Below are 10,593 nucleotides of genomic sequence, written 5' to 3'. Positions count from 1 at the left end.
CAACAATTGGGGTGCAGTTCATTTCCGGGCGGCTTCGTTCCTGTAGCGATTAACTATTGGCAGCGATCTGGACGCGCAGGTCCGTAACCAAATCCGCCAGCGTGACACTCCCCAATATCTCTTCCATCGCGTTCTGTGCACGAGTCAGGATAAGCTCCAGCACGAATTGAATATTGGCACCCACTGGACATTGCGGATTGGGCTGCTCGTGGATATGGAATAGACGGCCTTCCTCCACGACATCTACGGCACGATAGACATCAAGTAAGGTAATATCCTTCCATTCTTTCGTAAGCGAAGCTCCACCCGCACCCGGGCGCACATGGACAAACCCGGCTTTTTTCAACTGCCCCATCACCCGCCGAATAATTACGGGGTTCGTATTCACGCTGCCTGCGATCCATTCGGACGTACAGTGTGCCGAGGATTCGATGGAAAGTAGTGATAAGATATGGACAGCCACAGAAAAACGGCTACTGATTTTCATTTCGGTCACCCTTTCGTTGTAATGATTATAGTTACATCTCGAAGGGGAAGTCAAGTTACCTGAACTGTCACATCTTATCCCTCTGTCCCAATTTGATCTTTACTATAATGAATTTGCGGTTTTTCTTATTAGATAAAGGAAGGGTATGATGTTTGTCATGCTACGTCCACAAATTGAGGTTACCCCATCCACTGCCTTAATTGACGTCCCTGTCCATATTACACTGAGTGGCTTTGCCCCGCATCAACTGATTACACTCCACGCGACCCTCACGGATGGAATGCCAGGGGGAGAGATGTCCGCGTCGTCCCACGCTATTTTTCAGTCAGATGAGGACGGCAATGTCGATCTCGTTTCTCAAGCTCCCCTCTTCGGAACCTACGAAGGAATCGATCCGATGGGATTGTTTTGGTCCATGCACGTGCAGAGTCAGCGTTTTTACAGTCCTCATTCTTTGGATACGTTTGAATTTGCGCCTCGTTCGACGGAAATTCACCTGTCAGCCGAGGTGCATGGAAAAGTCATTGCTAAAGCGAATGTTACCCGCATCTTTGTCTCTCCAGAGGTCTCCATCGAGAAAATCCGGGAGAACGGTCTCGTTGGCCTGTATTTTTACGATCCACATGCGGAACCGCGCCCAGCCGTACTAGTTTTGGGTGGCAGTGAAGGTGGGATCGGATCTTCCTCCCAATTTGCCGCGTTGTTTGCGTCACATGGATATCCAGCTCTTGCTCTGGCTTATTTTCAATGTGACGATCTTCCTGACGACATCCGCCGAATTCCATTAGAGTACATACAGAATGCCATCCAGTGGCTAAAAACGCAACCTCAGGTTCATCCGGAAAAAATCGCGGTCTTTGGCCGTTCCAAAGGGGCAGAGCTCTCCCTTGTCATAGGGTCCTTCGATCCTGATATTCGAGCCGTCATCGCTTCCAGTCCCAGTTCTACCGTATGTATTGGATGTGAAACCGAATCTGCTGACTCCGATATTTTTTCCCCACAGTCCTCCTGGTCATTCCGGGGAGAACCCCTTCCTTTCGTCCCTTGGACAGAAACACAGTCCCGTGAAGCGAACGAGAGACTACAGACCAAGGAGCGAATCGACCATCTGCATAAAGAAGCTTGGAAAAACTGCGAGTGGATGGAGGACGCAAGCATTCCCGTTGAGCGGATCCAAGGCCCTATCCTCTTATTATCCTCAGATGACGACCATTGGTGGCCATCTGCAGAGCACTGCGAGCAAATGGTCAAACGCTTGCGTGAAAACAGCTTCCCCCATGAAGTCGTTCACCTGCGCTATGAAAATACAGGGCACATGATACGTTTTCCCTATATCCCGACCACACGAACACAGCTAAATGGCGGAACAGCCAAGAACAATGCCTATGCCTGTGAGCATTCGTGGCGGGAGGTCCTGCTATTTTTAGAAAGAGCGTTTCCGAAAGCTTCTGGGACGACAGGCTGAGAAGAGAAAGAGCACAGGTCGCGAAAACGTTACCTGTGCTCTACTTTTTTTAAGATTGAGTCAGTGGATCTGCAGCGAATGCCTGTGCAGCTGCGGATAGATAGTAAGCAAGTCCAGTTTGCTGTGCTTCCAGCATGGCCAGATGAAAGTCGTCCTGGAGAAAAAACGCTGTCTGATTGGCGAAATCAACGGCAGTCATGGTGTGACCATGCTGGTTTAAAAACGCCACATGCGTCTGGATTCTCTCTTTGATTCGTTCGTCAAAATGCTTGACTCCAGCTCTTAAGGCATCTGCCAGCTCTGTCATGAAAAAAACAGCTTCTCGCGCTTGCTCGTTCATTTCCTGCACGTCTATGGTACTCGTGTCGAGCTCTGCCTCGTAGGTTTCTTGCAAGTACTCTTTTTGTTCTTGTAGCGCACTCTTCCATTCTTCCTCGCTTGAAAATCCTGCAAACATTTCCTGTTTTCCCATCGTTACGCCTCCCTGAACCGCCTCTATCGATTTTTCCAACGTCCCTAGAATCTGCCCAAGTCTAGTCGCTTTCTTTCGCAGCATGGTTCTTTGTTCGGTCAGGATGCGTAATCGATCTACATCCCTCTCCAACAGCTGCTTGATTTGCACCAACGGGAGCTCCAACTCCCGATAAAACAAAATGGCTTGCAGCCGCTCCACTTCCGCTCTGCCGTAAAGCCTGTAGCCCGCTTGACTCACTTTCTCAGGCAAAAGAAGTCCAATCTTGTGGTAGTGGTGCAAGGTTTTAATCGTCACATTGGAAATCGCGGACAGTTCCTTTACCGTATACAGCAACCAATCGTCACCTCCTCGAACAAAGAATAAAGGCTCCTCTAAGGGGAGAGTCAATAAACAAATCCATATTTAGTATTAATGAAATTTAGCTACTTTTTTTCACGCGAGAGGATTATAATGAACACGTTTGCTTGCACTTCGTTTGACCAGTACCTGGGAGGCTTTTTTCAATGATCGACTATGTCATTAAGTTCTTGATCGGTGGCTGTGTTCTGGTTTTCGCTTCTTACTTGAGCAAGACCATGAATATTTTTCTCTCCGGCATTATTACGACGCTGCCCATTCTTACCTTGTTAAACATGATGCTTCAGATCCAGTATCTAAACACGCAGGAATTTCATCTGGCTCAAAAAAGCGGTATATTAGGGGCTATTGGGCTGGTCTTGTTCGTGGCATCCTGCTACGTTTTGACGAGCTGGCTGAAGCCTGCGTATGCAATACTCTTTGCGATCTGCATTCTATTCCTATATTTTTGGATGTACAAACAGGTAACCGGCTAAAATCCATTCAAAAGAAAGAAAAGGTAAAGCCTACTCGGACGACGAAGTAGGCTTTACCCCTATCAAAAGCTGGAAAGGAAGTTGAGAAGCATGGATTGTATCTTTTGTAAAATCGTGAACGGGGAGCTCCCGTCAAAAAAAGTGTACGAGGATGATCACGTCGTTGCCTTTCATGATATCAACCCGATCGCACCGGTACACGTACTGATGATCCCCAAAAAGCATATTCAATCGCTGATGGCCATTGAACCTGAGGATAAAGAGCTCATCGGTCATCTCCATCTCGCCCTGCAAAAAGTTGCGGAAGCGATGGAAGTAAAAGACCCCGGCTTCCGTGTGATCACCAACATCGGCAAGCACGGACAGCAAACCGTCTTTCACTTGCATTACCACTTAATCGGCGGCAAACAGCTGGAATGGACGATGTAAACGGCTTACCTGGCCAAGCGTGACGTAATGTGGCGGGCAATTCCCTCTCCGTGGAATCTGCCGTTTTCAATAAAAATGGACTTTGTCCGGTGACCGGATGCGATGACACCCGCGATGTACAGTCCTGGCACATCGGTTTCCATGGTATCCGGATGATGAACGGGCGAACCCGTCTCTGGATCGATCTGTACGCCAAGTGATTGCAGGAAGGATCGATCCGGGCGGTACCCAATCAACGTAAACACATGATCGTTCTCGATATCCACGATCTCATCCCCTGTTTTTACCTGAATGGAGCGCTCCCCGATCGACTCGACCGTTGATCCGAACATTATCCGAATCCTTCCCTTGTCAATCAAGCTTTCAAAGACAGGCCGCGTCCACGCTTTGACCCTCTCGGATATCTCTGTTCTGCGGCAAATGACAGTCACCTCTGCCCCTGCGCGCTCCAGCTCTATGGAGGCATCTACGGCAGAATTGTTCCCGCCGATGATGGCAACACGCAATCCCGCATACGGATGCGCTTCCTTATAAAACGAAGATACTTTCGGTAAATCCTCGCCTGGCACGTTTAGCCGATTGGGATTGTCAAAATATCCTGTGGCAATGACGAGATTCTTCGTCTCATACGTATGCTGGCCGCCAAAACGATCCGTCGTATTTACTTGAAAGCCTACCTCCGTGCGAACGGTCGAAGTCACGGTTTCAAAGGTGTGGACACGAAGCTCTTCCCGTGATGCCACCAGCCGGTAGTATTGGAGCGCTTCCTGACGCGTCGGTTTATCATGAGCAGTCGTAAAAGGAATTTTTCCAATTTCTAATAATTCCGCCGTGCTGTGAAAAATCATATACGTCGGGTATCGATAAATAGAGTGGACTAGCGAACCTTTTTCTATGTTAATCGGGTTTAGCCCTACTCTCTTGCAAGCGATCGCTGCGGCCAGACCACACGGACCAGCACCGACGATCAGTACGTCTTCCATAACTCTCCCGCCCCGTTTCTACTCACTTTTCGTTTCCGTACTATCATATCATATCCCAGAGTCCGAAATACGTTCTCCCCGGTTGTCAACCCTTGATTCCCTGCCAATATATGATCAATGAAAGATTGGGTATCTCTCCTTATACTGGATGTATGATGAAAAAACAACACATACATATGTCGCTCCTAACAATTGTTTTGCTCACCTTTTGCTTCACGATGGGAGTCAGTGCCCCTGCCTCGACAGCCGCTTCGAGCAGCCTGCGCGACATTTCCAGCAGCTATGCAAAAGAGCAAATCGCCTCGTTGCAAAAGGCCGGCATTCTATCAGGCGATGAAAACGGATATTTCCATCCGGATCATCCCGTTACTCGTGCCGAGTTTGTGTCAATGCTAGATCGCACTCTGGGCGTAAAGCCTGTTTCAAGCAGTGTGGCGTCCTTTGGGGATGTGCCCAAATCTTCCTGGGCGTATGGGTACATTCAAGCAGCAGTGTCTCTCAACATGGCTAGCGGAACGAGTGCCAATACGTTTTCTCCGAATCGAACGATTTCACGCCAGGAAGCCGCAACCTTTTTGACGCGAGCGTTGGGGCTGAAACTAGCTTCTACAGCCGCCCCTTCCGTCAAAGATGCCAATGCGATTTCCAGTTGGGCACGCTCTTCGGTGAGCGCCGCCATGAACAAGAAATGGCTGGTAGGCTACCAAGGCTATTTCCGACCGACGGCCGCCATGTCCCGCGAAGAGACCGCCGTCCTTCTGAAACGAGTACTCGATGAATTGAATGCGCAGACCGTATCGGCAAAACCATTGGTGTCCTTGGGCTGGCAGTATCAGTCCACCACACAGGAATTTATTGCGCAGGTACAAAAATCTGGCGTCAGTACGCTCTCTCCACGTTGGTATTTCCTGCAGAAGGACGGTTCTGTCAGCGATTTTTCTGACGCAGCTCTCGTTCATTGGGCACAGAAAAACGGAAAAGAAGTGTGGGCTTTGTTTGGCAATCAGTTTGATCCAGCCACGACCCATACTGTTTTGTCTGACAAAACCAAACGGACGGCCGTCGTGCAGAAGTTGAGCGCGTTTGTAGACAAGTACCAGCTGGACGGAATCAATGTAGACTTCGAAGGATTCAATCCTGCTGATCGCGACAACTTCACGGCATTCGTAAAAGAACTCGCTGCTGCCTTGCATGCAAAAGGAGCTGTCGTGTCGGTCGATATACCACCCGATACAGACACCGATTGGAGCGAACCGTTCGACTATGCGAAATTGGCAAGCTATGCAGACTATCTCGTATTGATGGCCTATGAAGAACATTGGGTCGGAGCTACGGAAGCTGGCTCTGTGGCTTCGCTGCCTTGGTTTGAAAGTGTGATCAAAGGTGTCCTCGACGATGTTCCGGCACAAAAGCTGATCGTTGGAATGCCGCTTTATACTCGAGACTGGTATCAATCCGGCGGCAAGCTACAGTCTACGGACATCTCGATTCCGCAGTCGTACCAGCTCCTCTCCCAATACAAAGCGAGCACAAAATGGGATTCCTCCATCGGTCAGTACCGCTCTACCTTCAAGAAGCAAGGCGTATCCCACTCCATCTGGCTGGAAGAGAGTCGATCACTTGGGCTAAAAGCACAGTCCAGTCTGACCTGGCAAATCGGTGGTCTCGCCTATTGGTATATCGGTTCTGAATCTACGGATGTGTGGACCTCGATCGCGAATTCGATCTCGCTTACGCAAGCGAGACAAAAAATGTAACAGCATCCAAAGAAAAAGGCAGTGATTACTTTCGACCAAGAGGAAGTCGGAAAGCGTCACTGTCTTTTGTTTGCGTACAGTCCTCGTGCTATTCATGTTTTTTTGTCGCCACCAGCAAGAACCGTTTTGCGTTGGTCCGAATCCCCTGCTCGCTGTTCTTCCACAAACCTTCCCATCACCACTGTGTGATAGTAGTTTTCGTCCGAGAGCAGTCGATCATGCTTCCATACTCCTTCGACTTCAAATCCTAGCTTTTCGTATAGCTGGATCGCCTTCTCATTTGTCTGAAGGACATTGAGCGTCATTTTCTTGATGCCATTGGAATCCGCCCATGCCAAGGATTGCTTCAATAGATTTTTGCCAATACCGAATCCCCAATACGCTTTCAAGATACAAACGCCAAATTCTGCTTTATGAGCAAAACGAGTCAAATAGGTCCCTTCACAGCGGGAAAATCCTACGATCTTATCCTCCACAACCGCGACCAGGAACAGATTTCTCGTCAGCTGTGCATCCATTTGGATGATCTGTTCAAATCCTGCAGGATCAATGAAAGCTTCTCCGGGCTCTCTGTCCAAATTTTCAGTTTCCCCATCGATTTTGACTCGTAATCCAGACAGCGCTTCTGCATCTGATGGAGCGGCTGATCGTATCGTATACGTAGTGCCCTTCACGTGATACTCCTGTTTGTCGATGATCATTGCGCTTTTCCTGTTTGGTGATTCGAATGAAAAGAAAGAACAGTCTCGTTAAACTTGTCGGGAGCCGGCTGAAACAGCGGCATCTTGCTGGCGTCTCTGGAACGGATGATTCACTCCGTGCCGATACACAGTCACTGATTGATCAGATGATGGTTGGAAATTTTTGAAAGAAAGTTATTTACCAGCAAGGGAAGAGAAATCAGGATGGGGGGATCGTCTGGTGCCGGTGGATACAGCCATGCATCTCGATGAGGGACGATGGCTCCTGAAGAGACCACAATCGGCTCTTTGGAGCGCGTACGCAGCGTTGTGTGGGGAAGTAAAATTTCTGAAGCCTGCATCTCCCAAAGAACAGATGTTGCCATGAGATAATACGTACCGGGTTTGACTCCTGTAAAACAGAAATGCCCCAGTGAAGACAGAACCGTCCCATACAGAGGGAGTCCCTCCGGTATAGGTTTTGCAAAAAGGCCGATCAATATGACACCCTCAAACGGGTAATCGCTATGTACGGTTCCAAGCACTCGCCCTCGCCCCGGCGAAACAGGATGCTCCAGCTGCCATTCCCCTAGCGAGCGCAAAGCATGAAGGTTTGTATGGGTCGCCTGTACCGAGTTGCGAAATTCCGTCGGGGAAACGCCAACCTTTTCTGTAAAACGGCTAGAGAATGTCCCCAAGCTTTGCTGACCAATCTCCAACCCAATATCGCGAACGCTCATATTCGTGTGGATCAGGAGGTCTTTTGCTTTTTGGAGGCGAAGCGAAGACACATAGTAAAGCGGTGGAAGACCCATTCTTTCCTTAAAAAGACGTGTAAAATGATAAGGACTATACGCGACATACGATGCCAATCGTGATAGAGGAAGCGGCTCATCGATATATTGGTGAATATACGAGATCAGCGCATCAATTTCAGCATTCTCCATACTTGCACCATCCTTTGCGCCAGGACTCCGGAGGGAATTTCACCATCCAGAACAATCGTTCGCATATCATTCTAGCATAGATTTTCCTCCTATGGAACAGCCAATCTACCCAGTAATTGTAAGAAAACCTCTATCGAGGCCATCTCATGGAGGAGCGACCGCGATTTATCGGAAGGTTATTCATGCTGAATCAGGTAGATGGCTCACGTCGTTTATACTTTCTGATTCAGTTAGAAAACTTGGCTGCGGCAAGCCTTTTGGCGCAGTCTTAGTTGAACTTATACTGGATAAGAATCTTATAAATTCTTACTGTAGAAAAAAGACTGCCTTCACGGAATTTTATCCGCGACGACAGTCTTTCAGTTAGGTATTCATTTATCCGACTTTTTGCAGCAGCTTCCCACGTAGCTTCGTGAGCATATCTGCCGTCATTTTTTCCAAGTCGTACTCGTACGTAAAGCCCCACTCCTCTTTCGCACAGCTCGCATCGATGGAGTTCGGCCAGCTTTCTGCGATTGCCTGACGAACAGGATCCACTTGATACGAAAGCTTGAACTCAGGGATATGCTTGCGAATCGCAGCTGCCACTTGTTCTGGCTCGATGCTCATGGCTGTCACGTTGAAGGCATTGCGATGCTTAAGCTTGGAGGCATCAGCTTCCATCAGGTTGATGATCGCGTTCAGCGCATCCGGCATATACATCATGTCCATATATGTGTCTTTCGCGATATAAGAGGTGTATGCCCCTTCTTGGATGGCTTTGTAGTAAATTTCAACGGCGTAATCTGTCGTCCCCCCACCTGGAGGTGCTACATAGGAAATCAGACCAGGAAAGCGCACTCCACGTGTATCCACGCCGAATTTCTGGTAGTAGTAATCGCACAGCAGTTCACCCGATACTTTGTTTACCCCGTACATGGTCGTAGGACGTTGGATCGTATCCTGCGGGGTGCCATTTTTCGGTGTGGAAGGACCGAATGCCCCAATAGAGCTTGGCGTGAAAAACTGGCAGTTGAGCTCTCGAGCTGCTTCCAGAGCATTCACCAGTCCACCCATGTTCAGGTTCCACGCGAGCAGTGGCTTTGCTTCCGCCGTAGCGGAAAGAAGGGCAGCCAGATGCATGATGGTGTCTACTTGATGAGTTTTTGCCAGCTCGAACATACGATTGGCATCTGTCACATCGAGAATTTCAAACGGCCCTGACTGCACCACTAGGTCTTCGTCTCGTTTTCTGATGTCTGTCGCGATTACTTGGTCATTTCCGTAAACCTCGCGCAATTTCATGACGAGCTCCGAGCCGATTTGTCCCAATGCGCCAGTAACTAGTATCTTCTTCATTTCAGGATCCCCATTTCCTTCCCAACTTTTTCGTAGATGCCAAGGGCACGATCCAGCATTTCTTTTGTATGAGCAGCAGTTGGCATATTCCGTACGCGTCCTGTTCCTTTTGCAACGGTTGGGAACACGATCGCTTTGGCATAAACGCCTTCTTCATACAGTCGCTTGCTGAATTCCTGTGTTTGTTGTTCGTCGCCAATAATGCAAGGTGTGATAGGTGTTTCGCTTGCACCAATATCGAAGCCCAGTTCTTTCAGACCCTTTTTCAGGTAATGTCCATTGTCCCATAGCTTGTCGTGCAACTCTGTGCTGCTTTGCAGGATATCGATGGCTTGAATCGATGCCGCAACATCTGCAGGAGTCAGTGCAGTCGAGAACAGGAACGGACGGCTGCGTACCTTGAGCCAGTCGATCAGCTCCTGTCTTCCCGCTACATACCCTCCAATAACCCCGATGGCTTTGGAAAGGGTCCCAATCTGGAAGTCAATCTTATCCGACAGACCGAAATGCTTTACGGTTCCTGCGCCTTTACCTAACACGCCCGAGCCGTGAGCGTCATCCACGTAAGTCATGAGGTCGTATTCTTCAGCAACCTCAACGATTTCCGGAAGCTTGGCAATATCGCCGTCCATGGAGAATACGCCGTCTGTGATGACCATGAGCTTTTTGTATTTACCGGATTCTCTAGCTTCCTTGGCCTTCGCACGCAAATCATCGATATCCGAGTGGTTCACACGAATGATTTGAGCGCGGGATAGACGGCAGCCGTCGATGATGGAAGCGTGGTTTAGCTCATCAGACAAAATTGCATCATCTTTGTCCATAACCGCAGAAATGGCGGCCATATTGCAGTTAAACCCGGACTGATACGCGATTGCCGCTTCCGTATGCTTGAAAGCTGCGAGCTTTTCCTCCAATTGAATGTGCAGCTCCATGGTTCCATTAATGGTACGGACAGCACCTGCCCCGACACCGTATTTCTGTGCAGCAGCAACTGCGGCATCGATCAGACGCTGGTCTGTTGCCAGTCCCAAATAGTTATTCGAGGAGAGGTTAATCAGCTCTTTGCCAGAAATCTTGATTACCGGACCATTCGCACTTTGCAGCGGATCGATTACGTTATATAGCCCTTTGCTTTTCAGATCTGCCAAATTTTCATGTAAAAAAGTGGTCAAGGTTTTGCTCGCCAAGTCGAATCC

Annotated in this window: 11 protein-coding genes; 4 read left to right on the top strand and 7 right to left on the bottom strand. The window is 48.9% G+C overall.

Features of this window, described 5'->3' with window-relative positions:
* Positions 1 to 49: 49 nt before the first annotated feature.
* Positions 50 to 487: an Rrf2 family transcriptional regulator gene (locus tag EDM55_RS22490; RefSeq protein ID WP_122961440.1), complete on the bottom strand. Its 438-nt coding sequence runs from the start codon at positions 485 to 487 to the stop codon at positions 50 to 52.
* A gap of 157 nt (positions 488 to 644) precedes the next feature.
* On the opposite strand from EDM55_RS22490, the gene EDM55_RS22485 reads away from it, so the two are divergent.
* On the top strand, positions 645 to 1,952 hold the full coding sequence (locus EDM55_RS22485; RefSeq protein ID WP_122961448.1) for an acyl-CoA thioesterase/bile acid-CoA:amino acid N-acyltransferase family protein: 1,308 nt from the start codon (positions 645 to 647) through the stop codon (positions 1,950 to 1,952).
* A gap of 49 nt (positions 1,953 to 2,001) precedes the next feature.
* On the opposite strand, the gene EDM55_RS22480 is transcribed toward EDM55_RS22485, so the two are convergent.
* Positions 2,002 to 2,760, bottom strand: a complete 759-nt coding sequence (locus tag EDM55_RS22480) for a MerR family transcriptional regulator (protein WP_122961439.1) — start codon at positions 2,758 to 2,760, stop codon at positions 2,002 to 2,004.
* A gap of 170 nt (positions 2,761 to 2,930) precedes the next feature.
* Between EDM55_RS22480 and EDM55_RS22475 the strand changes: the two genes are divergently transcribed.
* The gene (locus EDM55_RS22475; protein ID WP_246071183.1) at positions 2,931 to 3,260 is read left to right on the top strand and encodes a hypothetical protein; all 330 of its coding nucleotides are present in this window, start codon (positions 2,931 to 2,933) and stop codon (positions 3,258 to 3,260) included.
* Positions 3,261 to 3,350: 90 nt separating this feature from the next.
* Positions 3,351 to 3,689, top strand: coding sequence for a histidine triad nucleotide-binding protein (locus EDM55_RS22470; RefSeq protein WP_092272490.1), 339 nt, complete (start codon positions 3,351 to 3,353; stop codon positions 3,687 to 3,689).
* Between the two features lie 5 nt (positions 3,690 to 3,694).
* Here the strand turns inward: EDM55_RS22470 and EDM55_RS22465 are convergent, their stop codons facing one another.
* Positions 3,695 to 4,672, bottom strand: a complete 978-nt coding sequence (locus EDM55_RS22465) for a YpdA family putative bacillithiol disulfide reductase (RefSeq protein ID WP_092272486.1) — start codon at positions 4,670 to 4,672, stop codon at positions 3,695 to 3,697.
* A 152-nt stretch (positions 4,673 to 4,824) separates the two neighbouring features.
* On the opposite strand from EDM55_RS22465, the gene EDM55_RS22460 reads away from it, so the two are divergent.
* Positions 4,825 to 6,429, top strand: a complete 1,605-nt coding sequence (locus EDM55_RS22460) for an S-layer homology domain-containing protein (protein WP_259676103.1) — start codon at positions 4,825 to 4,827, stop codon at positions 6,427 to 6,429.
* A gap of 92 nt (positions 6,430 to 6,521) precedes the next feature.
* Here the strand turns inward: EDM55_RS22460 and EDM55_RS22455 are convergent, their stop codons facing one another.
* From EDM55_RS22455 to EDM55_RS22440, 4 genes are all read right to left on the bottom strand, one after another.
* On the bottom strand, positions 6,522 to 7,130 hold the full coding sequence (locus EDM55_RS22455) for a GNAT family N-acetyltransferase (protein ID WP_092272483.1): 609 nt from the start codon (positions 7,128 to 7,130) through the stop codon (positions 6,522 to 6,524).
* Positions 7,131 to 7,261: 131 nt separating this feature from the next.
* Positions 7,262 to 8,056, bottom strand: a complete 795-nt coding sequence (locus EDM55_RS22450) for a helix-turn-helix domain-containing protein (RefSeq protein WP_092272480.1) — start codon at positions 8,054 to 8,056, stop codon at positions 7,262 to 7,264.
* A 375-nt stretch (positions 8,057 to 8,431) separates the two neighbouring features.
* Positions 8,432 to 9,394 carry an L-threonine 3-dehydrogenase gene (locus EDM55_RS22445; protein ID WP_092272477.1) on the bottom strand — a complete coding sequence of 321 codons (963 nt, stop codon included), beginning with the start codon at positions 9,392 to 9,394 and terminating at the stop codon, positions 8,432 to 8,434.
* Positions 9,391 to 10,584 (bottom strand): glycine C-acetyltransferase, encoded by a 1,194-nt coding sequence (locus EDM55_RS22440; protein WP_092272533.1) that lies wholly within the window; start codon positions 10,582 to 10,584, stop codon positions 9,391 to 9,393. Before EDM55_RS22440 ends, EDM55_RS22445 begins: the two co-directional genes overlap by 4 nt.
* Positions 10,585 to 10,593: the final 9 nt, after the last annotated feature.

The organism is Brevibacillus centrosporus (genome assembly GCF_003710815.1).
Classification (GTDB): domain Bacteria; phylum Bacillota; class Bacilli; order Brevibacillales; family Brevibacillaceae; genus Brevibacillus; species Brevibacillus centrosporus.
Note: the sequence above shows the minus strand (reverse complement) of the source record. Positions and strands in the feature narration are given on the sequence as shown.

Excerpts from the sequence above, each read along its gene's own strand:
- EDM55_RS22460 (WP_259676103.1), top strand. The coding sequence starts at position 4,825 with ATGATGAAAAAACAACACATACATATGTCGCTCCTAACAATTGTTTTG.
- EDM55_RS22490 (WP_122961440.1), bottom strand. The coding sequence starts at position 487 with ATGAAAATCAGTAGCCGTTTTTCTGTGGCTGTCCATATCTTATCACTA.
- EDM55_RS22470 (WP_092272490.1), top strand. The coding sequence starts at position 3,351 with ATGGATTGTATCTTTTGTAAAATCGTGAACGGGGAGCTCCCGTCAAAA.
- EDM55_RS22485 (WP_122961448.1), top strand. The coding sequence starts at position 645 with ATGCTACGTCCACAAATTGAGGTTACCCCATCCACTGCCTTAATTGAC.
- EDM55_RS22455 (WP_092272483.1), bottom strand. The coding sequence starts at position 7,130 with ATGATCATCGACAAACAGGAGTATCACGTGAAGGGCACTACGTATACG.
- EDM55_RS22450 (WP_092272480.1), bottom strand. The coding sequence starts at position 8,056 with ATGGAGAATGCTGAAATTGATGCGCTGATCTCGTATATTCACCAATAT.
- EDM55_RS22475 (WP_246071183.1), top strand. The coding sequence starts at position 2,931 with ATGATCGACTATGTCATTAAGTTCTTGATCGGTGGCTGTGTTCTGGTT.
- EDM55_RS22465 (WP_092272486.1), bottom strand. The coding sequence starts at position 4,672 with ATGGAAGACGTACTGATCGTCGGTGCTGGTCCGTGTGGTCTGGCCGCA.
- EDM55_RS22445 (WP_092272477.1), bottom strand. The coding sequence starts at position 9,394 with ATGAAGAAGATACTAGTTACTGGCGCATTGGGACAAATCGGCTCGGAG.